Annotated in this window: 24 protein-coding genes; 15 read left to right on the forward strand and 9 right to left on the reverse strand. The window is 70.3% G+C overall.

Annotated features, from left to right (window positions below; genetic code table 11):
• Positions 1 to 82: 82 nt before the first annotated feature.
• The 4 genes from KAK03_RS04600 to KAK03_RS04615 form a co-directional block, all read right to left on the reverse strand.
• A complete protein-coding gene (locus KAK03_RS04600; RefSeq protein ID WP_210852007.1) occupies positions 83 to 889 on the reverse strand; it encodes a hypothetical protein in 807 nt (268 codons plus the stop codon).
• A 36-nt stretch (positions 890 to 925) separates the two neighbouring features.
• A complete protein-coding gene (locus tag KAK03_RS04605; protein ID WP_210852008.1) occupies positions 926 to 1,333 on the reverse strand; it encodes a hypothetical protein in 408 nt (135 codons plus the stop codon).
• 308 nt (positions 1,334 to 1,641) lie between these two features.
• Positions 1,642 to 2,454, reverse strand: a complete 813-nt coding sequence (locus KAK03_RS04610) for a hypothetical protein (protein WP_210852009.1) — start codon at positions 2,452 to 2,454, stop codon at positions 1,642 to 1,644.
• 26 nt (positions 2,455 to 2,480) lie between these two features.
• Entirely contained in the window at positions 2,481 to 2,819 is a 339-nt protein-coding gene (locus KAK03_RS04615) for a TA system antitoxin ParD family protein (RefSeq protein ID WP_210852010.1), read from the reverse strand.
• 254 nt (positions 2,820 to 3,073) lie between these two features.
• Between KAK03_RS04615 and flhA the strand changes: the two genes are divergently transcribed.
• The 6 genes from flhA to KAK03_RS04645 all read left to right on the forward strand — a co-directional run bounded on the left by flhA (position 3,074) and on the right by KAK03_RS04645 (position 9,496).
• Positions 3,074 to 5,164: a flagellar biosynthesis protein FlhA gene (flhA, locus tag KAK03_RS04620; protein ID WP_210852011.1), complete on the forward strand. Its 2,091-nt coding sequence runs from the start codon at positions 3,074 to 3,076 to the stop codon at positions 5,162 to 5,164.
• An 82-nt stretch (positions 5,165 to 5,246) separates the two neighbouring features.
• Positions 5,247 to 6,743, forward strand: coding sequence for a flagellar biosynthesis GTPase FlhF (gene flhF, locus KAK03_RS04625; RefSeq protein ID WP_210852012.1), 1,497 nt, complete (start codon positions 5,247 to 5,249; stop codon positions 6,741 to 6,743).
• 11 nt (positions 6,744 to 6,754) lie between these two features.
• Positions 6,755 to 7,558: a flagellar biosynthesis protein gene (locus KAK03_RS04630; RefSeq protein ID WP_210852013.1), complete on the forward strand. Its 804-nt coding sequence runs from the start codon at positions 6,755 to 6,757 to the stop codon at positions 7,556 to 7,558.
• Between the two features lie 21 nt (positions 7,559 to 7,579).
• Entirely contained in the window at positions 7,580 to 8,293 is a 714-nt protein-coding gene (locus tag KAK03_RS04635; RefSeq protein ID WP_210852014.1) for an RNA polymerase sigma factor FliA, read from the forward strand.
• Positions 8,294 to 8,400: 107 nt separating this feature from the next.
• Positions 8,401 to 8,907 carry a cupin domain-containing protein gene (locus KAK03_RS04640; RefSeq protein WP_210852015.1) on the forward strand — a complete coding sequence of 169 codons (507 nt, stop codon included), beginning with the start codon at positions 8,401 to 8,403 and terminating at the stop codon, positions 8,905 to 8,907.
• Positions 8,908 to 8,914: 7 nt separating this feature from the next.
• Positions 8,915 to 9,496, forward strand: coding sequence for a GNAT family N-acetyltransferase (locus KAK03_RS04645; RefSeq protein ID WP_210852016.1), 582 nt, complete (start codon positions 8,915 to 8,917; stop codon positions 9,494 to 9,496).
• Here KAK03_RS04645 and KAK03_RS04650 read toward each other — a convergent pair.
• The 3 genes from KAK03_RS04650 to flgA form a co-directional block, all read right to left on the reverse strand.
• Positions 9,481 to 9,885: a hypothetical protein gene (locus tag KAK03_RS04650; protein WP_210852017.1), complete on the reverse strand. Its 405-nt coding sequence runs from the start codon at positions 9,883 to 9,885 to the stop codon at positions 9,481 to 9,483. The two genes, KAK03_RS04645 and KAK03_RS04650, sit on opposite strands and share 16 nt — an antisense overlap.
• A 92-nt stretch (positions 9,886 to 9,977) precedes the next feature.
• Positions 9,978 to 10,277: a flagellar biosynthesis anti-sigma factor FlgM gene (gene flgM, locus KAK03_RS04655; RefSeq protein WP_210852018.1), complete on the reverse strand. Its 300-nt coding sequence runs from the start codon at positions 10,275 to 10,277 to the stop codon at positions 9,978 to 9,980.
• Positions 10,278 to 10,392: 115 nt separating this feature from the next.
• Positions 10,393 to 11,118, reverse strand: a complete 726-nt coding sequence (gene flgA, locus KAK03_RS04660) for a flagellar basal body P-ring formation chaperone FlgA (RefSeq protein WP_210852019.1) — start codon at positions 11,116 to 11,118, stop codon at positions 10,393 to 10,395.
• 182 nt (positions 11,119 to 11,300) lie between these two features.
• Between flgA and flgB the strand changes: the two genes are divergently transcribed.
• The 5 genes from flgB (at position 11,301) to flgF (ending at position 15,078) form a co-directional block, all read left to right on the forward strand.
• Positions 11,301 to 11,714 (forward strand): flagellar basal body rod protein FlgB, encoded by a 414-nt coding sequence (gene flgB, locus KAK03_RS04665; RefSeq protein ID WP_210852020.1) that lies wholly within the window; start codon positions 11,301 to 11,303, stop codon positions 11,712 to 11,714.
• Positions 11,715 to 11,838: 124 nt separating this feature from the next.
• The gene (gene flgC, locus KAK03_RS04670) at positions 11,839 to 12,285 is read left to right on the forward strand and encodes a flagellar basal body rod protein FlgC (RefSeq protein ID WP_210852021.1); all 447 of its coding nucleotides are present in this window, start codon (positions 11,839 to 11,841) and stop codon (positions 12,283 to 12,285) included.
• An 18-nt stretch (positions 12,286 to 12,303) separates the two neighbouring features.
• Positions 12,304 to 12,945, forward strand: coding sequence for a flagellar hook assembly protein FlgD (locus KAK03_RS04675; RefSeq protein ID WP_210852022.1), 642 nt, complete (start codon positions 12,304 to 12,306; stop codon positions 12,943 to 12,945).
• Between the two features lie 28 nt (positions 12,946 to 12,973).
• Positions 12,974 to 14,230: a flagellar hook protein FlgE gene (gene flgE / locus KAK03_RS04680; RefSeq protein ID WP_210852023.1), complete on the forward strand. Its 1,257-nt coding sequence runs from the start codon at positions 12,974 to 12,976 to the stop codon at positions 14,228 to 14,230.
• A gap of 116 nt (positions 14,231 to 14,346) precedes the next feature.
• Positions 14,347 to 15,078 carry a flagellar basal-body rod protein FlgF gene (gene flgF / locus KAK03_RS04685; protein WP_210852024.1) on the forward strand — a complete coding sequence of 244 codons (732 nt, stop codon included), beginning with the start codon at positions 14,347 to 14,349 and terminating at the stop codon, positions 15,076 to 15,078.
• Between the two features lie 12 nt (positions 15,079 to 15,090).
• Here flgF and KAK03_RS04690 read toward each other — a convergent pair whose 3' ends face one another.
• Positions 15,091 to 16,296 (reverse strand): acetylornithine transaminase, encoded by a 1,206-nt coding sequence (locus tag KAK03_RS04690; RefSeq protein ID WP_210852025.1) that lies wholly within the window; start codon positions 16,294 to 16,296, stop codon positions 15,091 to 15,093.
• A 204-nt stretch (positions 16,297 to 16,500) separates the two neighbouring features.
• Positions 16,501 to 17,457 (reverse strand): helix-turn-helix domain-containing protein, encoded by a 957-nt coding sequence (locus tag KAK03_RS04695; RefSeq protein WP_210852026.1) that lies wholly within the window; start codon positions 17,455 to 17,457, stop codon positions 16,501 to 16,503.
• A gap of 102 nt (positions 17,458 to 17,559) precedes the next feature.
• Between KAK03_RS04695 and KAK03_RS04700 the strand changes: the two genes are divergently transcribed.
• From KAK03_RS04700 to KAK03_RS04715, 4 genes are all read left to right on the forward strand, one after another.
• Positions 17,560 to 18,738 (forward strand): cytochrome P450, encoded by a 1,179-nt coding sequence (locus KAK03_RS04700; protein WP_210852027.1) that lies wholly within the window; start codon positions 17,560 to 17,562, stop codon positions 18,736 to 18,738.
• Positions 18,739 to 18,769: 31 nt separating this feature from the next.
• On the forward strand, positions 18,770 to 19,093 hold the full coding sequence (locus tag KAK03_RS04705; protein WP_210852028.1) for a 2Fe-2S iron-sulfur cluster-binding protein: 324 nt from the start codon (positions 18,770 to 18,772) through the stop codon (positions 19,091 to 19,093).
• Positions 19,090 to 20,331 (forward strand): NAD(P)/FAD-dependent oxidoreductase, encoded by a 1,242-nt coding sequence (locus KAK03_RS04710; protein ID WP_210852029.1) that lies wholly within the window; start codon positions 19,090 to 19,092, stop codon positions 20,329 to 20,331. The genes KAK03_RS04705 and KAK03_RS04710 overlap by 4 nt, the downstream gene beginning before the upstream one ends.
• A gap of 223 nt (positions 20,332 to 20,554) precedes the next feature.
• Positions 20,555 to 22,105: a ShlB/FhaC/HecB family hemolysin secretion/activation protein gene (locus tag KAK03_RS04715; RefSeq protein ID WP_210852030.1), complete on the forward strand. Its 1,551-nt coding sequence runs from the start codon at positions 20,555 to 20,557 to the stop codon at positions 22,103 to 22,105.
• Positions 22,106 to 22,131 lie beyond the last annotated feature (26 nt).

Genomic DNA, 22,131 nt, shown 5'->3' on the forward strand with positions numbered 1-22,131 from the left:
TCGCGGAAGAAGCCTTTGTTCGTGCTGTTCCCAGTAACGACCCATTTGCATTCATAGCAAGGCGTCATGCTCTACTCCAACTTCATTGGGGAGGGCGGCGGAAGATCACGCGCGGACCATCCGAGGTGATGTCCACCTTGACGGGGATGAATCCATAGCTTGCGGCCCGTTGCCCCGTCCAAGTCTGAGCCGCAGCTTCAAACTTGTCACCGGTTCTCGCGAAGTTCGCTTCGAAGCTGTCGAGATTGCTTGTCAAGCCCGAGCTCCTCGACCATGTGCCGTTGATCTGCTGCACGTTCTCCGGTCCGAACTTCGCCATCATGCCTTCAAACATTTCGGTACCTGTACCCATGTTGAAGCGAGTAGTCGGACTCGGAGATGCTTGCACCTCTAACCGAAGGACGCCATCGGGTGACAGATAGCCGTCGATGCCATGCCCTTGGTTGAGCGATCCGTAGGTGTAGCGCTGCGCACCGTCTGCCTGCACGGAGAAGCGGTATCCAGGCCGAGACTGGGCACGCAGGTCATCCCTTAGCTTCTCGAACTGCGCAGCATTGTGCTCAGGGCCCATGCCCTCTTCTTCGTATGCCCGGAATGCTGACCTATTCGTTGGACCGGAATAGCGTGGCGCCCGTGAGATGCCAGGCGGCACAGACCCATTCGATCCGCCGAAGGCACCAGCGTCGATCGCTGTATCCCAGGCGCCAGGGCCGCCAACAACTTGCTCCGGTGTGAGCTGACCCGTTCGTCCTCCAACTTCGGCAATGCTCCGCAATGCCCCGAGGATGTTGAGCCGTTCCTTCTGATCAGTTGTTCGCTGCAGAGCTTGAGCAAGACCTTTTTGCGTCGCCAACAAGTCGCCAGTGGCGAGGTCTTTCTGCCATGGCATGCTGTTCGCTTTGTCGATCAGATCGCGCGTGGTTGTTTAGGCTGCGGGATCGTTGATCGTCGACCTGCCTGCGAACGGCAAGGGCGCAGGCCCTGCACGGCGAGCCAGGATCGCATCGTCTTGGCTTGCCCACTGCCGATCACGCGCGGCAGCGGCTCTGCGATTCGCTGCGAGGGCCTCCTTCTGCTTCCCCAAGAGAACGGCGTCTTCGCGTTGCTTCTCTGCGGCGTCGCTCAGCGTCGCTTCGTTGCGCAGGAGGCGGGCGCCCTCGGCTTCGGTTTCATCCGGCCAGTAAGCGTAGCGATCACCACTGCGCTCCAGTCGAGCAGTTTCGGCGCCGGTCTCGTCGGGCCAGTAGGCATACGGATTCCCCGCGCGCCCGAGCCTTGCAGACTCGGCCGCGCTTTCATCGGGCGCCTCGCTCCAGTCGACGCCGCCTTGCATGGAGTCCGCGATGGAGCTCCCCAACGCATTGCCAAATGCATCAGCACCATGACGATCGCCGATGCACACGGCATCGGCGTCCGCCCCCTTGATGCCTCCGGCGTGCCATCGAACGAGCCTTGCCGGATTGCCTGGGTGGCGTCACACCCACTGCTGGCGCGCCCAAGCAGTGGGGCGATGCGGTGTCGTAGGCAGCATCGCACGCCGTGAAGCGCAGGCTGTCCGTGGCCGTGCGTGCGCGGGCACACCTGCGGCGGCCTGGAGCCTCATCGGTGCCTGTTCGAGGAAGCGGCTGGTCCGTTCCCGGACTACGCCGTGGCGGCGCGACGAGCGGCGATGGCTTTCTCAATGGCGCGCAGCTGCGGCTCGTGCGCTGGTGCCGCAGCCCGGATCTCGTCGGTGGGTACGGCGTCAAGTACTTCAATGCCATGCTGACTGAGGATCTGCCGGCCGCCACGACTGAGCGCCAGCCTGTGCACCTGGTGGATCATGGACCCCAGTCGCTCGTTCTCGCTGGGTTGGCGCAGCACGCGGCGGATCGCTTCCCGAGCAACGTCCACCGCCCAGATCGCCTGGGTGACGACGTGCGGGCCTTTGGATTCCAGCAGACCCACAGCGTTCTGCACTCGGGAGTCCAGAACATGCAGAGGGTGCATGACCCGGATGCGATGGCCTGGCGTCCACTCGATCTCGACGCTGTCGCGCCAGACGGCCTGGGTGAACTCGCGAGACTGTCGCAGGCCGCTGACCGTGAACAGCAGGTGCAAGATGTCGATGTTGCGCACCTTGCCCGCCGATCCGGTGCGAATGCGGATTTGTGCCACCAGCGACGTGAGGGCGTCGCTGTCCGGGGTCAGCAGCGATGCTCGCAGGCTGGTGGCAATGTGCTGGGCGCGCTCCAGACTGCCCAGCGCATCGCCGTCGTTGGAGATGGCTGCCGCATTGGGCGCCACGCCATAGCGGTCCATCCAGAAGGCCAGGGCTTGACCGCCGACAAGCACCATGTCGGTGCCCATGTCCTGAAGAAAGGCATTGAGCGTGGCCGCGTCCAGCGGCACTTCGTCATCCGCGAGTATGGGCTCGGTGTCCCGTGCCTGTGGACGCGGCGGCTGCGTGCCCATGGCTGTGCCTGCCCGGGTCCCGCAGGCTAGAGCGCCGAGTTGATCGCCTTGGCTTGCCGTGCGCGGCCGCCCGAGAACCAGCTCATCGACTCCTGTCCGGCCCGGCCCGATTCGATGGCCGCGATGTCGCGCGCCTGCTGGGCACGTTTGGCCGCCCACAGCGTGCTCTCGGGCAAGCTGCCGCTTGACCGTTCGCCCCGCAGCAACTCGACCAGTTCGCCCACCGACAGGCCGCTTTGCTCCAGCGCCGCACCCAGCCGAGCCCAGTGCTCAATCTGCTGCGCAGCCGAGCGCGACAGGATCTCGCCCCGGCGATACGCCTGTTCAAACAGCTCGGAGGAGATGCGGACTGAGTTGCTGCTCATGATGTTGTGGCAGATTACCACAGTCGCGCTGTCGGCGGACCATCATCGTTTCGGCCTGCGGCGGGACTCGCGCCGGCTGGGCAACGCGCAGGCCTGTGTCGATGTCGCCGCTGTCCCTGCAGCGGCAATTTGCCGCATTCGCCGCCAGTCGGCGGGATGACAGCCGGTTTCCTGCCCTTTTTCAGGCTCAAGTCCCGGGTCGGCCTTGGGCACCATGGGGTCCAGCGGGTGAAGTTGTGCCCGAACCGACCGCCATGAACGCCTTCCTGCCCCGACTCCAAGCCCTGCTGGGCGACAACGCCAACCTCATCAAGGCGCTGATGGCGCCGATCTTCATCGTCATGGTGCTGGCGATGATGGTGCTGCCGCTGCCGCCCTTCGCGCTGGATCTGTTCTTCACCTTCAACATCGCGATGTCGCTGATGGTGATGCTGGTGGCGGCGCAGATGATCAAGCCGCTGGACTTTGCGGCCTTCCCCACGGTGCTGCTGGTCACCACGCTGCTGCGCCTGTCGCTGAACGTGGCCTCCAGCCGCGTGGTGCTGATGGAAGGCCACACCGGCACCGGCGCCGCCGGCAAGGTGATCGAGGCCTTCGGCCATTTCCTGATCGGCGGCAACTTCGCCGTCGGCCTGATCGTCTTCGCGATCCTGGTGGTGATCAACTTCATCGTCGTCACCAAGGGCGCCGAGCGCATCGCCGAGGTCGGCGCGCGCTTCACCCTGGACGCGATGCCCGGCAAACAGATGGCGATCGACGCCGACCTGAACGCCGGCCTGATCGACGAGGACACCGCCAAGAAGCGGCGCGCCGAGGTGGGCGAGGAAGCCGACTTCTTCGGCTCGATGGACGGTGCCAGCAAGTTCGTGCGCGGCGACGCGGTGGCCGGCATGCTGATCCTGGCGATCAACATCATCGGCGGCTTCATCATCGGTGTGGCCCAGCACGGCCTGGGCGTGGGCGAGGCGGCCTCCAGCTACATCCTGCTGGCGGTGGGCGATGCGCTGGTGGCGCAGATCCCGGCGCTGCTGATCTCGGTGGCGGCGGCGATGGTGGTCTCGCGCGTGGGCTCCGAACACGACGTGGGCAGCCAGATCCGCAACCAGATGTTCAGCTCGCCGCGCGCGCTGGGCATCACCGCCGCGATCATCGGTCTGCTGGGCCTGATCCCGGGCATGCCCAACCTGGTCTTCCTGCTGATGTCGGGCACGATCGGCTACTACGCCTGGTGGCTGGCCAAGCGCGCCCGCCAGGCGGCCGAGCAGCCGGTGGCCAGCAAGGATGACCCGGCGCCGCAGGCCAATGCCGAGGCCAGCTGGGACGACCTGCAGCCGGTGGACACGCTGGGCCTGGAGGTGGGCTACCGCCTGATCACGCTGGTCGACAAGGCCCGCGGCGGCGACCTGCTGGCGCGCATCAAGGGCGTACGCAAGAAGTTCGCGCAGGAGGTGGGCTTCCTGCCGCCGTCGGTGCACATCCGCGACAACCTGGAGCTCAAGCCCAGCGTCTACCGCGTGTCGCTGCGCGGCGCGGTGATCGGCGAGGGCGAGGCCTTCCCCGGCATGCTGCTGGCCATCAACCCCGGCGGCAGCGTGCCCCAGCTGCCCGGCACCAAGACCACCGACCCGGCTTTCGGGCTGCCCGCGGTGTGGGTGGAAGAGCGGCTGCGCGAGCAGGCCCAAATGAGTGGCTATACGGTGGTTGATTGCTCGACCGTCGTGGCCACCCACCTCTCACACTTGATGCAGGTGAATGCCGCCAGGCTGCTGGGTCGCCAGGAGACCCAGGCCCTGGTGGATCACGTGACCAAGCTGGCCCCCAAACTGATCGAAGACGTGGTACCCAAGATGGTTGGCATCGCGACCCTGCAGAAGGTTCTGCAGCTGCTGCTGGACGAAGGCGTGCATGTGCGCGACTACCGCTCGATCATCGAGTGCCTGGCCGAACATGCCGCCAGCGTGGCCGACCCGTCGGAGCTGGCCCGCCGCATCCGCATCCAGCTGGCCCCGGCCATCGTGCAGCAGATCTACGGCCCGGCCAAGGAGCTGGACGTGATTGCGCTGGACCCTGAACTCGAGCGCCTGGTCGGCCAGGCGCTGAATTCCCCGCATGGCCCCGCGCTCGACCCGGGCGTGGCCGACACCCTGACCCGCCAGGCCGCCGACACCGCGCGCCACCAGGAGGACCTGGGCCACCCGGCCTGCCTGCTGGTGCCCGATGTGCTGCGCGCCCCCCTGGCCCGCCTGCTCAAGCGCGCCGCGCCCCGCCTGAAGGTGCTGGCGCACAGCGAGATCCCCGAGACCCACTCGATCCGCATCGGCTCGATCATCGGAGCAGGCGCATGACCCCTTGTGATTTCACCTGTCCGCGCCGCGCGCGGACCCCCGCCGGAGCAATGGGCTCCCAGCGCAGCCGGCAGGAGGCCGTATGAACGTCAAGCGATTCACCGCCCGCACCTCGCGTGAGGCCTTTGTCCTGGTTCGCCAGGCCTTTGGCGAAGACGCCGTGGTGCTGTCCACCAAGCCCTGCAGCGAGGGCGTCGAGGTCCTGGCCATGGCCCCCGATGCGGTCGACCAGATCGAGCGCGTCAGCGGCGCCGCGGCCCGCAAGCCCGCACCGGCGCGCGATGGCCTGGCCGCTCGCGCCGAGCGCCAGACCGCCCAGCGCGGCCTGCCGGGCCAGCGCCTGGTCGAGCGCCAGCCGGGCGCGGCGATCACCCAGAACGAGGTGGACCAGGACGTCGAGCAGCTGCAGATGAGCACGCTGTCGTTCCAGGACTATGTGCGCGAGCGCATGCTGCGCCGCCGCCAGGCCGCGATCGACGGCACCCCGGCCGACGAGGCGATCGAGCCGATGCCGGCGCCCGCGCCCGCCCAGCGCGCACCGAGCGCCTCGATCGCCGCCCGCGCCAGCAGCCCGACCCGCACCGAGACCGCCGCGCCGATCGTCGTGCCGCAGCTGTCCGAGGCGCTGCCCGAGCGCCGCGACCAGGTGGACATGGTGCATGAGCTGCGGGCGATGAAGGGCCTGATCGAGGAGCGCTTCGGCGCCCTGGCCTTCATGGAGAAGCTGCAGCGTCATCCGCAGCAGGCCACGCTGGCCCAGACCCTGCTGGACTGCGGCTGGTCCCCGGGCCTGATCCGCAAGCTGGTCGAGGCGCTGCCGGCGCAGACCGGCGACGCCACCGACTGGGCGGCCCGCGTGCTGGAGCGCAACCTGGCCACCAGCGAGGCCGAGCCGGCGCTGGAGGAGCAGGGCGGCATCTTCGCGCTGATCGGCTCCACCGGCGTGGGCAAGACCACCTCGACCGCCAAGCTGGCAGCGGCCTTCGCCACCCGCTACGGCGCGTCCAACCTGGGCCTGATCACGCTGGACGCCTACCGCGTCGGCGCCCAGGAACAGCTGCGCACCTACGGTCGCATCCTCGGCGTGCCGGTGCACACCGCCCATGACCGCGCCTCGCTGGAGGACCTGCTGGAGCTGCTGGCCGGCAAGCGCATGGTGCTGATCGACACCGCTGGCATCGCCCAGCGCGACAGCCGCACCAAGGAACTGCTGGAGATGCTGTCGCACCCCAGCATCCAGCGCCTGCTGGTGGTCGATGCCTCGTCGCAGGGCGAGACCATCGACGAGGTCATCACCGCCTGGCGCGCCGCGCGCTGCAAGGGCGTGGTGCTGTCCAAGATCGACGAGGCCGTCAAGCTGGCGCCGGCGCTGGACGCCGTGATCCGCCACCGCCTGAAGGTGCTGGCCGTGGCCAATGGCCAGCGCGTGCCGGAGGACTGGCACCGCCTGTCCTCGAACGCCCTGGTGCAGCGCGCCATGAAGGCCACCGGCGCCGCCAGCTGGCGCCTGGAGCTGCCCGAGGTGCAACTGGTCTTTGCCACCGCACCGCGCGTGGCACCGACCCCGAGCCCGCTGTGAGGAACCCGGCCATGGGACGCAGCTTGAACGCCGGACGCCTGCACCGCCACGACCAGGCCGCCGGTCTGCGGGCGCTGTTCGGCCCCAGCGAGGCCCGCCTGGTGCCGCTGGTGGCCAACCCGCACCTGCGCAGCCACCCGATCCTGCTCGAGCGCCTGTGCTCGGCACTGTCCGAGCACGGCGCGCGCCTGCTGGTGATCGACGCCGCCGACACCTCGCCCGAGCCGCACGAGCTGTGCGAGGTCGACCTGGGCGCCTGCATCGAACGCCTGGGCCCGCGCGTGCATTACCTGGCCGCGCGCGGCCTGCCGCGCCGCCATGTGGATACCCGCGGCTCGGCCCAGGGCTGGCTGGCTGCGGTGGAAGCCGCCGCGGCGCCGGTGGACCTGGTGCTGCTGCACGCCACGGCGCGCGACATGACCCGACTGATCGGCGCCCGCGACGCCCGGCCGGTGCTGATGTGCGGCGTCGACCACGCCAGCCTGACCGACGCCTATGCCTCGATCAAGCTGCTCGCGCAGCGCCTGGCGCTGCGCAGCTTCGACCTGCTGGTCAGCGAGGACGGCCGCCCGCAGCGCGCCGCCGCGGCCGCCACCCGCCTGGCCGACACCGCCGACGTCTTCCTCGGCGCGGTGCAGCGCTCGCACGCCGCTGTCGACTGTCGCCAGCCCGCCCAGGCCAGCTTGCCGCAGGCCCTGCGCCAGCTGGCCCACGACCAACGCACGCGTGCCCCGCACGCGACCGACCCGGCCCCGGGGCCGCTGGTCCAGGCCGCCCTGTCGGGCGCCGACCAGCCCCCCCGGATCCCTTTCTGACAAGCGCCCACGGAGAGCGTCATGTACACCGCCAACGGCCGACTCGATACCAACACCCTGCTCAAGCAGCACAGCGGCCTGGTGCGCCGCCTGGCCCACCAGATGATCGCCAAGCTGCCCGCCAACGTCGAGATCGACGACCTGATCCAGGTCGGCATGATCGGTCTGCACGACGCGCTGGGCCGCTTCGACGCCGGCCAGGGCGTGCAGTTCGAGACCTTCGCCACCCAGCGCATCCGCGGCGCCATGCTCGACGAGCTGCGCGGCAGCGACTGGATGAGCCGCGGCAACCGCAAGCAGCAGCGCGACATCGAGGCCGCCGTCCACCGCCTGGAGCAGAAGCTGGGCCGGGCGCCGCAGGAAAGCGAGATCGCCGCCGAGATGGGCATCACGCTGGGCCAGTACCAGGACATCCTGACCAAGGTGCGCGGCACGCAGCTGGTCTACCTTGAGGACATGAGCGGCGACGAGGGCGGCGACGAGTTCCTCGACCGCCACGTGGCCAACGAGGACGCCAACCCGCTGGCCATGCTGCAGGACCACCGCATGCGCGAGGCCCTGGTCGAGGCGATCAAGCACCTGCCCGAGCGCGAGCAGTACGTGATGAGCATGTACTACGAGCACGACATGAACCTCAAGGAGATCGCCGCGGTGCTGGGCGTCACCGAGTCGCGGGTGTGCCAGCTGCACAGCCAGTCGATCGCACGCCTGAGGGTGAAACTGCGCGAGTGGTGAACGCTGGCCGGCCAGGCCAGACACCGCAGGTGATGTACAGGGGCGCTACGGGCGCCCCTCTTGCATTTGATGGCACCATCGGCGCGTTGCCACCGCGGAGACCCTGCATGCACCCCCTGGCCAACCTGGACGAGGTCGCGTTCGATGACATCGAGGACAACGGCCTCTACACCTCGCGCCGCGCCTGCTTCAGCGCCGCCATCGGCGCGCGCCAGCTGGGCTACAACCTGACCCTGCTGCCGCCGGGCAAGGCGCAGTGTCCCTTCCACAACCACCATGGCGAGGAAGAGATGTTCCTGATCCTGGAGGGCACGGGCGAGCTGCGCTTTGGCCCCCAGCGCCTGCCGCTGAAGCCCATGGACGTGGTGGCCTGTCCCACCGGCGGACCGGAGGTGGCGCACCAGATCATCAACACTGGCTCCGTGCCGATGCGCTACCTGGCGGTGTCCAACCGGGTGCCGCTGGAGCTGTGCGAGTACCCCGACTCGGGCAAGATCCTGGTCGCCTCCGACGGGCCGGATGGTCAGACCCGGCTGCGCAAGGTGATGCGCGCCGAGATGACGGTGGACTACTACGACCGCGAGCGCACCGACGCGCCCGGCGGCGCCCCGTGAGCGACCCGTGAGCGACCCCGGATTTCCGACCCTCCACACCGAGCGCCTGGTGCTGCGCGAGATCCTGCTGGCCGACGCGCCGGCCCTGCTGGCGGTGCATGGCGATGCGCAGGCGATGCGCTGGTTCGGCAGCGAGCCGCTGGCCGACCTGGCGGCGGCCGAGGGCCTGGTGGCGCTGTTCGCCGGCTGGCGCCGCCAGCCCAACCCCGGCACCCGCTGGGGACTGGCGCGGCGCAGCGATCCGCATCGCCTGCTGGGCAGTTGCGGGCTGTTCGGCTGGAATCGCCAGTGGCGCAAGTGCACGCTGGGCTACGAGCTGCACCCCTCGGCCCGCGGCCAGGGCCTGATGGACGAGGCGCTGCGCACGGTGCTGGACTGGGGCTTCGCGCAGATGCAGCTCAACCGCATCGAGGCCCAGGTGCACCCGGACAATGCCGCCTCACGGCGTTCGCTGCAGCGCCTGGGTTTCCAGGCCGAGGGCCTGATGCGCGAAGCCGGCCACTGGCATGGGTGCTACCACGACCTGATCGGCATGGGACTGCTGGCGCGCGACTGGCGCGCCGCAGGGGCGGCTCAGGCCTCGGCGTAGCCGCTGGAGCCGCGGCGGGCGGCCTGGCCGCTGGCGCCGTACAGGTCGATCGGCTGCAGCGGGGTGGGCAGCAGCACGTCGATTGCGCGGTCCAGGGCCGAGCTGGCCCGGTGAACGGCCTCGCGCTGGGCGGCGACACGGCCGCCGGCCATCGCCAGGCGGCGGCGCAGCGGCAGTGGCACGCCCTGCGGGCTGGCCTGGTGGCCAAAACGCTCCACCGCGCGTTGCAGGGCGCGGTGCAGGGCATTGGCGGCGGTCTCGGTGGCGGCGGGGTCGTGCGCCTGCAGCGCCTGGCCCAGGGCGGCCAGTTCCAGTTCCACCGCGCCCAGCGCGGTCTCGAGTTCGCCCAGGTTGCGAACGGCGTCGTGTTCCGAAGGGGTGCTCAGCATGGCGTGATCCAGCCTCCGCCGGCCCGGGCCGACGGATCAATGAAACCTGGGAAGTCAGGGCGCCGCGAGGGCGCCCGGATCGCAGCGACCGCTCAGTGGTCGCTGTAGCGCTTGAGCAGGTCCTGCGCGTTGGCGATCAGCTTGTCGGCGATCTTCTCGGGGTTGACCTGGAACTTGCCGTCGCGGATGGCCTGCGCGATGCGCTCGACCTTGGCGGCGTCGAAGCTCGGGTCCGCGCCGGCCTGGGCGATGGCGCTGCCGGTGGCCGACAGGCTCACCTGCGCGCTGTCGGTGGCCTCGGTGGCGTCCGACTTGTCGCTCTTGGCGCCCCGGGTGCGCGTGTCCGCCAGCGGGTTGGTGGCGCTCTTGGGGTCAAAGGATCCGATCTTCATGGTGTGCTCCAGTGGGTTCCTGGCCTGGCCGAAAACCCGAATGTCTTGCATCGGTTGTCGGAGCCCGCTGCCGGAACTTTAGGACTTTTGGCAGCGGCGGGGAATCGAGAAAAGCTCACAGCATCACCTCCAGTTCCCGATCGGCGACCGGCCGGCCCTGGACCAGGCGGCCGCTGTCGGTGCGCACGCGGGCGGTCTGGCCCTCGATGCCGGGGGTGATGGCCTGGCCTTCGCTGGCGATGCGCCAGCCGGGACCGACGGCGACGATGCGCACGTTGTCGCCGGCGGCGAACCACTGGCGGGCCTTCAGGTCGCTGGCACGCACTGGGCTGCCGGCGGCCAGCGGCCGGGCCAGCACGCGGCCCACCAGCGCCTCCGGGCGCAGCAGCGGCATGCTGCTGCCGCTGGCCAGGTCGACCTCGGCCTCGGTCAGCTGGGGCGCCGCCAGCGTCTGGCCGGCCGAACCGGCCGAGGACAGCACCAGGGCGCGGATGAAGACATGCACCGTCACGGGCAGGGTGACATTCCAGCGCTTTTCGCCTTCGACGCAGCGCATGCCCACGCGGGTGCGGCCCCAGGCCGGCAGGCCGGGGGGCAGGTAGGACTCGATGCGGCGGCAGGGCGCCAGCTTCAGACGCGGGTCGAGCGTGCCGACTTCCACCTCCACCCGGGCCGTGGGCGAGGTCGCCTGGCGGGCGGAATCGCGCGCCAGCTGGTCTATGCGTTGCAGCAGGTCGCCGGCTTCTGAGGTGGCCTGGGCCCAGGCCGGCGCCGCCGCGCACAGCGCGGCGACCAACCCACCGGCAAGGCGGGATCGGGCGGTCGGGGCGGGCTGGGGCATGGCGGGGGCAGGGTCGGTGGATGGAACGTGATCTTGAGACTTGTTGTCGGCGCCCACCGGCCTGAAATGAAGGGCGCCGGGCGGGCTGTTTGCGCCTTTGCCGTGCTTCAGTGCTGCCCACAATCGGCCGACGGGCTGTCCTGCCGCCATCGCGACGGGGCCCGCCCCCGAAGGACACGCCGATGCTCAACCGCCTGACCAACACGCTGGACTTCCAGAGCCAGGCGCTCACGCTGCGCGCCGAGCGCCAGCGCCTGATCTCCAGCAACATCGCCAACGCCGACACGCCGGGCTATGTGGCCCGCGACATGGATTTCGCCAGCGCGCTGCGCCAGGCCACCGGGCAGACGGCCGTGCCGGGACAGATGACCGCCACCCGGGCCGGCCACATCCAGCCCGCGGCGGGTGCGTTGGCGCCGTCGGGCCTGCGCTATGCCACCGCGGCGCAGACCAACCTGGACCGCAACAGCGTCGACATGGACCGCGAGCGCGCCAGCTTCGCCGAGAACTCGGTCAAGTACGAGGCCACGCTGCGCTTCCTCAACGGCCAGATCCGCTCGCTGGGCGACGCGATGAAGAGCCCTTCCCAGGGTTGATGAGGGGCTGACATGACAACGCCTGTTGAACAACGCACCAGCGGCCCGAGCGCCGGGCCGCTCCCAAGCCGGGCCGTATCCCCTTGGGGGATCGGCTGGCGTACCCGCCAGACGAGGGGCTGACATGAGCATGTTCAAGGTCTTCGATATTTCGGGCTCGGCGGTCAGTGCGCAGAGCCAGCGGCTCAACGTGGTGGCCTCCAACCTGGCCAACGTCGACACCGTGGCCGGACCCGATGGCTCGGCCTACAAGGCGCGCCAGGTGGTCTTCCAGACCGTGATGATGGACGCCCAGGGCCGCGCCGCCAGCGGCGAAATGGGCGACCCCACCGGTGCCAGCGCCGGTGTCAAGGTCTCCACCGTGTCCGAGGACAACACCCCCGGCCGCAAGGTGCGCGACCCCAGCCACCCGGCGGCCGACGCCGACGGCTATGTCACCTACAGCAACGTCAACGCGGTGGAGGAGATGGTCAACATGATCTCGGCCTCGCGTTCGTACCAGAACAACATCGAGGTCATGAACACCGCCAAGAGCCTGCTGCTGAAGACGCTGCAGATGGGCCAGGGCTGAACCGCAGGGACTTGACGCATGAGCACCACCGTCTCCTCCACGACCCAGGCCTCGAGCACGCTGAGCAGCCAGGTCACCAGTGCCACCGAGCAATCCGACCGCTTCCTCAAGCTGCTGGTGGCGCAGATGAAGAACCAGGATCCGCTGAACCCGCTGGACAACGCCCAGCTGACCACCCAGATGGCGCAGATCAGCACCGTCTCGGGCCTGGAGAAGCTCAACACCACCACCGCCTCGCTGGGCGGCCTGTTCACGCAGATGCAGGCCATGCAGGGCGCGTCGCTGGTGGGCCACGACGTGGCGGTCGAGGGCAACGCGCTGCGCGTGCAGGGCGAGCAGGCCGATGGCGGCTTCGAGCTGGCCGCGGCCGCCGACACCGTCAAGGTCGAGATCCAGGGCGCCGGTGGCCTGACCATCGACACCATCGAGCTCAAGGGCCAGGCCGCCGGCCGCCACACCTTCGACTGGACCGTGCCCGAGAGCGCCAAGGGCCAGGCGCTGACCTTCAAGGTCACGGCCACCTCGGGTGACAACAAGGTCAGCTCGATGACGCTGCAGCACGAGCGCATCAGCGCCGTGTCCACCTTCAACAACACGCTGGCCCTCGAGTTGGCCAACGGCGACCGGGTGGCGTACGACGCCGTCTGGGCCTTCCTCTGACCTCCCTCTTCCGCACCAGGAGCATCCCATGAGCTTCCAGCAAGGCCTGTCCGGTCTGAATGTCTCGTCGAAGAACCTCGACGTCATCGGCAACAACATCGCCAACGCCAACACCTACGGCTCCAAGGGCTCGCGCGCCGAGTTCGCCGATGTCTACGCGGCGGCGCTGGGTGGCACCGGCATCTCGCAGGTGGGCATCGGCGTGCGCCTGGCCACGGTGGCGCAGCAGTTCACCCAGGGCAACATCACCACCACCGACAACTCGATGGACCTGGCGATCAACGGCGGCGGCTTCTTCCAGCTGACCGACGGCCGCAACCCGGTCACCTATTCGCGCAACGGCCAGTTCAAGGTGGACTCCGAAGGCTTCATCGTCAACAACGGCGGTCTGAAGCTGCTGGGCTATGCGGCCGATGCCGGCGGCACGATCCAGCCCGGCCAGGCCGTGCCGCTGCAGCTGCCCACTGGCGGCATCGAGCCGCATGCCTCGACCGAGATCTCGATGGAGTTCAACCTCGACTCGCGCCTGGCCACCACCGACACCGGCAGCACACCGCGTGTGGACTTCTCGAACGCCAAGACCTACAACAACGCCACCTCGGTGACGGTCTACGACGCCAAGGGCCAGCCGGTCGCGCTGACCTACTACTTCCAGAAGGCCGCCGACGACCAGTGGAACGTCTACATCACCGCCAATGGCGCCTCGATCGGCGGCACCGCGGATGATCCGCAGCCGGTGCAGACCATGACCTTCACCGCCGATGGCGCCACGCCGACGCCCGACTCGATCACGCTGGACGTGCCGGCCTCGACCAACTCGCAGGGCGCGATCACGCTGCCGATCCCGGGCATCGCGATCGATATCTCGGGCGCCACCCAGTACGGCTCCTCGTTCTCGGTGACCAACCTGGCGCAGGACGGCTACTCGGCCGGATCGCTGTCCAGCATCGCCTTCGACGCCAGCGGCGTGATCACCGCGCGCTACTCCAACGGCCAGTCCAAGTCGGCCGGCCAGCTGGAGCTGGCCACCTTCCGCAACAACCAGGGCCTGCAGCCGGTGGGCGGAAACGGCTGGCAGCGCACCTACGCCTCGGGTGACCCGGTGGTGGGTACGCCGGCGCAAGGCAACATGGGCGCGATCCAGGCCGGCGCACTGGAAGAGTCGAACGTGGACCTGACCGGCGAGCTGGTCAACATGATCACCGCCCAGCGCAACTACCAGGCCAACGCGCAGACCATCAAGACCATGGACCAGGTGATGCAGACCCTGGTCAACCTCCGCTGATGTCGGCCCCCAAGACGTCTGCGACGTCGCCCCCCCAAGGGGGAGCGTCCGGCTTGGGGCGGCCCGGCGCCGGACGGCCTTCGGCCCGCCGCTTCAGGCCGCACTAGGAGTACCCGATGGACCGCATGATCTACCTGTCGATGGCCGGCGCCAAGGCGGCGATGAACCGCCAGGAGGTGCTGTCGCACAACCTGGCCAACGTCAACACCACCGGCTTTCGCGAGGAAATGGCGGCGATGCGCGCCGTGCCAGTGCGCGGCGACGGCGCCTCCACGCGTGTCTACTCGCTGGAAACCACCGTGGGCTACAAGCCCGACGCCGGCCCGGTCACCCAGACCAACCGCAACCTCGACGTGGCGATGAAGGGCAACGCCTGGATGGCGGTGCAGTCGCTCGAAGGCACCGAGGCCTACACCCGCGCCGGTGCACTGGAGGTGAACGCCGAGGGCCTGCTGGTCACGGTGGGCGGCCTGCAGGTCAATGGCGATGCCGGACCGATCAACATCCCGGCCAATGCCAGCGTGACGATCGCGCCGGATGGCACGGTCAGCGCGCTGGCCCCGGGCCAGCCGCCGCAGGCGGTGGGCCGCATCAAGATGGTCACGCCCGAGCAGGCGCTGACGCGTGGCAACGACGGCCTGTTCCGCACCCGGGACAACAACGACCTGGACGCCGACCCCAACGCCCGCCTGCAGGACGGGGCCTTGGAAGGCTCGAACGTCAGCCCGGTCGAGACCATGGTGGCGATGATCACCGCCGCCCGTCAGTTCGAGCAGCAGATGAAGATGATCACCACCTCCGAGCGCCAGGAACAGACGGCCTCGAAGCTGCTGTCGCCCAACGGCTGAGCGCGGCGGCGCTCAGTGCAGCGCCACCGCGTCCGCCGCCAGCACCTGGCCGAGGATCGCCAGGCCCTGGTCGATCTCCTGCGCCGTGCTGTTCAGCCGCGGCATGAAGCGCAGGCAGTGCGGCCGTGCCGCGTTCACCAGCAGGCCCGCCTCGCGCGCGGCCTGCACCAGCGCCGGCGCCCGGTCCTGGCCCAGCTCCAGCGCCCACAGCAGTCCGGCGCCACGCACCTCGCCCAGACCGCTGCGCGCAGACAGCGCCTGCAGACCCTGCTGCAGCTGCGCGCCGCGCTCGCGCACGTTGGCCAGGAAAGCGGGCTGCGCAATCACCTCCAGCACCGCCAGGCTGGCGGCTGCCATCAGCGGGTTGCCGCTGTAGGTGCCGCCCTGGTCGCCTGGCTCGAAGACCGCGGCGTGCTCGGCTGCCAGCACCGCCGAGATCGGCACGCCGCCGCCCAGGCCCTTGCCCAGCGTGACGATGTCCGGGCGCACACCCACCTGCTGGAAGGCGAACAGCTCGCCCAGCCGGCCGCAGCCGGTCTGCACCTCGTCGAAGATCAGCAGCAGGTCGCGCTCGTCGCACAGCGCCCGCAGCTGCTGCAGGAAGGCGGGCGTGGCCGGGCGCACGCCGGCCTCGCCCTGCACCGGCTCGAGCATCACGGCCACCGTGTCGGCGTCGACCAGTGCCTCCACCGAGGCCAGGTCGTTGAGCCGCGCCTTGGCGAAGCCCGGCATCTGCGGCGGGAACAGCTGGTCCCAGCCGGGCTTGCCGCTGGCCGCCATGGTCGCCAGATTGCGGCCATGGAAGCCGTTTTCGAAGCTGATGATCTTCCAGGCCCCGGCCCGTCGGGCTCGTGATGCGCGCCGTCCCCACTTGCGCGCCAGCTTGATCGCCCCCTCGTTGGCCTCCGCCCCGGTGCTGCCGAACCAGGCCTGGTGCAGGCCGCTGAGCGCACACAGGCGCTGCGCCAGCTGCAGCGAAGGCAGGTTGTGCAGCGCCGGGCTGGGTGTGAGCAGCAGGCCGGCCTGGGCCTGCAGCGCCTGCGCCAGCACCGGTGGGCAGTGGCCCAGGGCGTTCACCGCCCAGCCCTGCAGCCAGTCCAGGTAGCGCCGGCCGGCGGCGTCCCACAGCCAGGCGCCCTCGCCGCGCACGAAGATGTCGGCGGGGCGCTCGGTGATGGGCATCAGATGGCGGGGCGAGGGGTGGACCTGGGGGTGCATGGGCGGTTCCTTTCGGCAAAGGGCAGGGACAAAGAAAAAGGCCACGGGGGGAACCGTGGCCTTTGGGGGGGAAGCGGGGGTGGGGGTGTCAGCTCCTCATCACGCGTTTCTCACCAGCAGGGCACGGCGCGAGCGATCGGGCTCGTGCAGCTCGTGCGGCGCGTGCAGCGGCGGTGGCGCGGAAGGCGAAGGACATGCAAACCATCATACGGCATGCGCATCGGCGGCGCGCTGCTGCTCGGCGCGGGCGCGGTAGTCGCGTGGCGACAGGCCGGTCTGGCGCTTGAAGAAGCGGCAGAAATAGGCCGGGTCCTCGAAGCCCAGTTCGAAGGCCAGCCGGGACACCGGCGCGGCCACATGCACCAGGCGGCGCGTGGCCTCACGCGCCAGACGCTGGTGCAGCAGGGCCTGGGCGTTCAGACCGGTCTCGGCACGCACCAGGCGATTCAGGCGTTCGGTGGACAGGCCCAGGCGCTCGGCGTAACGGGTGACCGGCCAGTGGTCCCTGAAATGGGCCTCCATCAGCACCACCCAGCGGGTGTAGAGCTCGGGGTGGGCGGCTGCGCCGCGGCGCTGGGCCTGCGCCACCTCGCGCCGCGCCAGTTCGGCCGCGCGCCACAGCAGCGCGCGCGCCAGCCAGATCGGCACCTGGCCGGCACTGGCGCCGGCGTCGTCGGCGCGCAGCTCGGCATGCAGGGTGGCGAACAGCGCCTGCAGGCGCGCCACTTCGGGCGCGTCGGCGTCCAGCGCCAGGCCACGGGGCGCGGCGAACAGTGTGGTCAGCGCCTCGCCCACGGCCGCGTCGCCCTCGGCCAGCAAGGCGGCATTGACGGTCAGCACATGGCCCTGGGTGCCCGGCATGAAGCGGAACGCATGGGCCACGCCCGGCGGGATGGCCAGGAGCAGCGGCGCGGCGGCGTTCACGCGAGATTCGTCCAACATCGCCTCCACCCGGCCCTGCGCCACCCAGAGTACCTGGTGCAAACCCTGATGGGTGTGGGCGTCGATCTCCCAGTCGTACAGGCGGCTGCGCGAGTCGATCGATTCGATGTGCAGCAGCGGCGCTGCGGGGCCGCCGGCCTCGCCGTACAGGGCAAAGGCGGGCAGCGCGGCGCGGGCGCGGGTGGCGCCGCGGCGGGCGGGGGCAGGGCGGCCGGGCATGTCAGCCAGGATACGTCAAAAGTGCAAGTCTTGGCGGTCCTCCGTCCATCCCGGTCGTGCCGTGTCCTGCCCAGAATCACGGCCCAGAAGGAGACACCTGCGATGAGCTTCCACTTCGATCCCTACAGCCCCGCGGTCGACGCCGATCCGTTCCCGTACTACCAGACGCTGCGCGACGAGCACCCCTGCTTCTGGAGCGAGGAGGCGCAGATGTGGATCCTCTCGCGCTATGCCGACATCGTCAGCGCCGGCCAGGACTGGCCCACCTACTCGTCGGCCAGCGGCAACCTGATGACCGAGCTCCCGGGCCGCGCCGGCGCCACGCTGGGCAGCTCGGATCCCCCCAAGCACGACCGCCTGCGCGGCCTGATCCAGCACGCCTTCATGAAGCGCAACCTGCTGGCGCTGGAGGAGCCGATCCGCGCGGTGGCGCAGGAGGTCTTCGGCCAGCTCAAGGGCGTGGGCCGCTTCGACTTCAAGGACGTGTCCTCGCAATTCACCGTCAAGGTGCTGATGGCCGCGCTGGGCCTGCCGATGGGCGACGAGGCCCTGGTGCCCGAGCAGGAGGTGCGCGAGAACGCGGTGCTGATGGTGCAGAGCGACGCCCGCACCCGCGCCAAGGGCCCTGAGCACATCGCCGCCTACAACTGGATGCAGGACTACGCCGGCAAGGTCATCGCGATGCGCCGCGCCGAACCGCGCAACGACCTGATCAGCCACTTCGCGCTGGCCGAGGTCGACGGCGACCGCCTGGACGACCGCGAGGTGCTGCTGACCACCACCACGCTGATCATGGCCGGCGTGGAAAGCCTGGGCGGCTTCATGATGATGTTCGCCTACAACCTGGCCACCTTCGACGCCGCTCGCCGCGCGGTGGTGGCCGACCCGGCCCTGCTGCCCGACGCGATCGAGGAGAGCCTGCGCTTCAACACCTCGGCCCAGCGCTTCCGCCGCCGGCTGATGAAGGATGTGACCCTGCATGGTCAGACCATGCGCGAGGGCGACTTCGTCTGCCTGGCCTACGGCAGCGGCAACCGCGACGAACGCCAATACCCCAACCCGGATGTCTACGACATCACCCGCAAGCCGCGCGGCCACCTGGGCTTCGGCGGCGGCGTGCACGCCTGCCTGGGCACGGCCATCGCGCGGCTGGCGGTGAAGATCGCCTTCGAGGAATTCCACCGGGTGGTGCCCGACTACCGCCGCGTGGCCGACCAGCTGCCCTGGATGCCTTCCTCGACCTTCCGCAGCCCGCTGGTCCTGATGCTGCAGGCCCAGTAAGCTTGCTGGTGTCGCCTTTCACGATCCTCCCATGCCCCAGATCACCTACCTCGAAGCCAACGGCACCGCCACCACCGTCGATGTCCCCGAAGGCTGGAGCCTGATGCAGGCCGCCACCGCCAACGGCATCGACGGCATCCTGGGCGAATGCGGCGGCTCCTGCGCCTGCGCCACCTGCCACTGCTATGTGGACGATCTGCTGGCCAGCGTGCTGCCCGCGCCCAGCGCGGGCGAGCTCGACATGCTGGCCAATGTGGCCGCCGAGCGCCGGCCCAACAGTCGCCTGTCCTGCCAGATCAAGGCCAGCGCCGCGATGAACGGCGGCACGCTGACGCTGCCCGAGTGCCAGGAATGATCGAGTCCGACGGCGCGGTGCTGATCGTCGGCGCCGGCCAGGCCGGCACGATGACCGCCGAGGCGCTGCGAAGCAGCGGCTTCGCCGGCCCGATCACGCTGCTGGGCGACGAGCCGCATGGCCCCTACCACCGCCCGCCGCTGTCCAAGGCCTGGCTGGCCGGCGAGGTGGGCGATGCGCAGCTGATGCTGCGTGCACCCGAGATGCTGGCGCGCAAGACCATCACGCTGCGCACCGGCGTGCGCGTGGCCGCGATCGACCGCGAGGCGCGGCAGCTGCAGCTGGTAGATGGCGAGCGGCTGCCCTATGCCGGCCTGGTGCTGGCCACCGGCGCCACGCCGCGCCGGCTGCCGCTGGCGGGCGGCGACGCGTCCAACGTGCTGCCGCTGCGCAGCAAGGACGATGCCTCGGCGATCGCCGCGCTGCTGGCCCGCTGCGCCGGGCAGGACCTGCCGCTGGTGGTGATCGGCGGTGGCTTCATCGGCCTGGAAGTGGCGGCCACCGCGCGCAAGAAGGGCCTGGCGGTCACCGTGCTGGAAGCCGCGCCGCGGCTGCTGGGGCGGGTGCTGTCGCCCGAGCTGTCGGCCTGGTATGCGGCGCTGCACCGCAGCCACGGCGTGCAACTGGTGCTGGACGCCCGCATCGAGCGACTGGACACCGCCGACGGTCTGGCCTGCGCGGTGGTGATGGCCGATGGCACGCGCCACGCGTGTGGCGGCGTGGTGCTGGGCGTGGGCGTGTCGGCCAACGACGGCCTGGCCGCGGCGGCCGGCCTGGCCTGCGATCGCGGCATTGTGGTGGACGCCTGCGGCCGCACGGCCGATCCCCGCATCGTGGCGGCCGGCGACTGCACCGCGCGCCGGCTGGACGACGGCAGCCTGCTGCGCCTGGAATCGGTGCAGAACGCCACCGAGCAGGCCAAGTCGGCCGCGGCCGCCTTGCTGGGGCAGGACCGGCCGTTCACGGCCACTCCCTGGTTCTGGTCCGACCAGTACGACCGCAAGCTGCAGATGGCCGGTCTGTCGGCCGGCGCCGATGCCTGGGCGGTGCGTGGCGACATGGCCGGCGGCGGCAGCTTTTCGGTCTACCACTACCGCGCCGGGCGGCTGATCGCGGTGGACTCGGTCAATGCCGCCAAGGACCATCTGCAGGCGCGCAAGCTGCTGGACGCGGGCGTGACGCCCACGCCTGCGCAGGCGGCGGACACGGCGTTCGACCTGGGCAGCCTGCTGGCCTGAGCCCCGCGGCAACGCCGGGTGTCCCTGGGCACCCCAAGGCGTCCGCCGCGTCGTATGCTTGCGGCCGATGCGCACCGCACGTCCCACGCGATCCGCCGCCACGGCTTTGCTGGCCTGCTTGCCGGCACTGACCCTGGCCCAGTCCCTGCCTTCCCAGTTGCCGCCCGTGGCGCCGCGCCAGGGGCCTGAACCCCCGAGTGGGCCACTGCAACTTCCCGCCCCGGTGCCTCAGGCGCTGCCGGCGCAGGCCGACCAGCTGAGTTTTCGCCCCGGCCCGCTGCGGGTGGAGGGCGAGCTGGCCCAGCTGGTGCCCGAGCGCGAGGCCCTGGCCGCCCGCTGGCTGACGCCGGTCACCCGCGTGTCGGCGCTGTTTGCGCTGGCGCAGTCGCTGGAAGAGGCCTACAGCCGCGCCGGCTATGTGCTGGCCCGGGTCAGCGTGCCCGCCCAGTCGCTGCGTGACGGCGAGCCGGTGCGCCTGGTCGTGACCGACGGCCGCATCGAGGCGGTCGATGTCGACGAGGTGCCGCAGGGCCTGCGCCAGCCGGTGCAGGCCCTGCTGCAGCCGCTGGTCAACCAGCCCTGGCTGACCCTGTCGCGGATCGAGCAGGCGCTGGCGCTGGCCGACGAGCTGCCCGGGCTGCGCCTGCGCAGCGCGCTGGCGGCCGGATCAGCGCCCGGCACCACCCGGCTGTTGCTCAGCGGCGTGCACGCCCGCACCGAACTGCTGACCAGTGTGGACAACCGCCTGTCGGAGTCGCTGGGCCGCTGGCAGTGGAGCGCCCGGCTGGGCCTGAACAGCTGGGCGGGCCTGGGCGAGCAGGCCTGGGCCGCGCTGCGCCTGGGGCGCACCCGGGCCGGACAGTCGCACCCTGACCTGCAGGCCGCCAGCCTGGGCCTGAACGGGCCGCCGACGGCCGACGGCCAGCGCTGGCGCCTGGAATGGACCGACTCGCGGCTGCAGGGGCAGGTCTCGCCGGGGGCGCTGGAGAGCGTGGGCCGGATGCGCCGCTGGAGTCTGGGCGGCGATGTGGCGCGCTCTGCGCCGGGTGACTTGCCATGGCGGCTGGGCCTGAGCCTGGACAGCGTGACCCAGCGCAGCACGGCGCGCCTGTTTGGCGTGGACCTGAGCCTGGACGAGTACACGGCCGCGCGCTGGGACCTGGACGCCTGGGGTGCGCTGCCATTCGGGGCGCGCTGGCAGGTGCATGGCCAGCCGTCGCTGGGCCTGGGCGGCCGTGATCGCGGCGATGCGCGCCGCAGCGGTGTGCCCTTGTCGCGTCAGGGGGCGGGCCCCGACTTCATCAAGCTGCAGGCCCAGGTCGATCTGGGCGGGCCGCTGGGCAGCGAGCGCTGGCGCTGGCGGCTGATGGGCGCCGCCCAGTCCTCGCTCGGCCAGCCGCTGCTGCAGCCCGAGCAGCTGTCGCTGGACGGCGAGCAGGGGGTGGCCGGTCTGCCGCCGGGCAGCCTGGCGGTGGACCAGGGGGGCGTGTTGCGCGCCGAACTGGGCTGGCAGGGCGGTGTCTCGTGGGCGGACCTGGTGTGGCGCCTGCAGCCCTACCTGCATGCGGCGCGCGGCCAGGGGCGGTACATGCAGCCCACGGCCCTGGAAGCCGCACGACGGCACGGCAGTTCGGCCGGCCTGGGCGTGCAGCTCGATGGTCTGGGCGGCGCGCCGCTGGCGCTGCAGGCCGAGTGGACGCCCTGGGCGCGTGCCACCGCGGTCACCGATGACCAGCGCCAGCGCTGGTCGGTCCGGCTGTCCGGTCGGTTCTGAGCGCGCCAGGGCCGGGCCCGGTGGAG

This window comes from Ideonella alba (genome assembly GCF_018069845.1).
Lineage (GTDB): Bacteria > Pseudomonadota > Gammaproteobacteria > Burkholderiales > Burkholderiaceae_C > Ideonella > Ideonella alba.

Bases quoted from the DNA above. Each gene is read 5' to 3' on its own strand.
- KAK03_RS04600 (WP_210852007.1), bottom strand. From the start codon at position 889: ATGCCATGGCAGAAAGACCTCGCCACTGGCGACTTGTTGGCGACGCAA.
- KAK03_RS04690 (WP_210852025.1), bottom strand. From the start codon at position 16,296: ATGCACCCCCAGGTCCACCCCTCGCCCCGCCATCTGATGCCCATCACC.
- KAK03_RS04705 (WP_210852028.1), top strand. From the start codon at position 18,770: ATGCCCCAGATCACCTACCTCGAAGCCAACGGCACCGCCACCACCGTC.
- flgF (WP_210852024.1), top strand. From the start codon at position 14,347: ATGGACCGCATGATCTACCTGTCGATGGCCGGCGCCAAGGCGGCGATG.
- KAK03_RS04605 (WP_210852008.1), bottom strand. From the start codon at position 1,333: ATGCAAGGCGGCGTCGACTGGAGCGAGGCGCCCGATGAAAGCGCGGCC.
- flgB (WP_210852020.1), top strand. From the start codon at position 11,301: ATGCTCAACCGCCTGACCAACACGCTGGACTTCCAGAGCCAGGCGCTC.
- KAK03_RS04710 (WP_210852029.1), top strand. From the start codon at position 19,090: ATGATCGAGTCCGACGGCGCGGTGCTGATCGTCGGCGCCGGCCAGGCC.
- KAK03_RS04675 (WP_210852022.1), top strand. From the start codon at position 12,304: ATGAGCACCACCGTCTCCTCCACGACCCAGGCCTCGAGCACGCTGAGC.
- KAK03_RS04640 (WP_210852015.1), top strand. From the start codon at position 8,401: ATGCACCCCCTGGCCAACCTGGACGAGGTCGCGTTCGATGACATCGAG.
- flgE (WP_210852023.1), top strand. From the start codon at position 12,974: ATGAGCTTCCAGCAAGGCCTGTCCGGTCTGAATGTCTCGTCGAAGAAC.
- flgA (WP_210852019.1), bottom strand. From the start codon at position 11,118: ATGCCCCAGCCCGCCCCGACCGCCCGATCCCGCCTTGCCGGTGGGTTG.
- KAK03_RS04695 (WP_210852026.1), bottom strand. From the start codon at position 17,457: ATGCCCGGCCGCCCTGCCCCCGCCCGCCGCGGCGCCACCCGCGCCCGC.
- flhF (WP_210852012.1), top strand. From the start codon at position 5,247: ATGAACGTCAAGCGATTCACCGCCCGCACCTCGCGTGAGGCCTTTGTC.
- flgM (WP_210852018.1), bottom strand. From the start codon at position 10,277: ATGAAGATCGGATCCTTTGACCCCAAGAGCGCCACCAACCCGCTGGCG.
- KAK03_RS04610 (WP_210852009.1), bottom strand. From the start codon at position 2,454: ATGGGCACGCAGCCGCCGCGTCCACAGGCACGGGACACCGAGCCCATA.
- KAK03_RS04650 (WP_210852017.1), bottom strand. From the start codon at position 9,885: ATGCTGAGCACCCCTTCGGAACACGACGCCGTTCGCAACCTGGGCGAA.
- KAK03_RS04630 (WP_210852013.1), top strand. From the start codon at position 6,755: ATGGGACGCAGCTTGAACGCCGGACGCCTGCACCGCCACGACCAGGCC.
- KAK03_RS04700 (WP_210852027.1), top strand. From the start codon at position 17,560: ATGAGCTTCCACTTCGATCCCTACAGCCCCGCGGTCGACGCCGATCCG.
- KAK03_RS04615 (WP_210852010.1), bottom strand. From the start codon at position 2,819: ATGAGCAGCAACTCAGTCCGCATCTCCTCCGAGCTGTTTGAACAGGCG.
- flhA (WP_210852011.1), top strand. From the start codon at position 3,074: ATGAACGCCTTCCTGCCCCGACTCCAAGCCCTGCTGGGCGACAACGCC.
- flgC (WP_210852021.1), top strand. From the start codon at position 11,839: ATGAGCATGTTCAAGGTCTTCGATATTTCGGGCTCGGCGGTCAGTGCG.
- KAK03_RS04635 (WP_210852014.1), top strand. From the start codon at position 7,580: ATGTACACCGCCAACGGCCGACTCGATACCAACACCCTGCTCAAGCAG.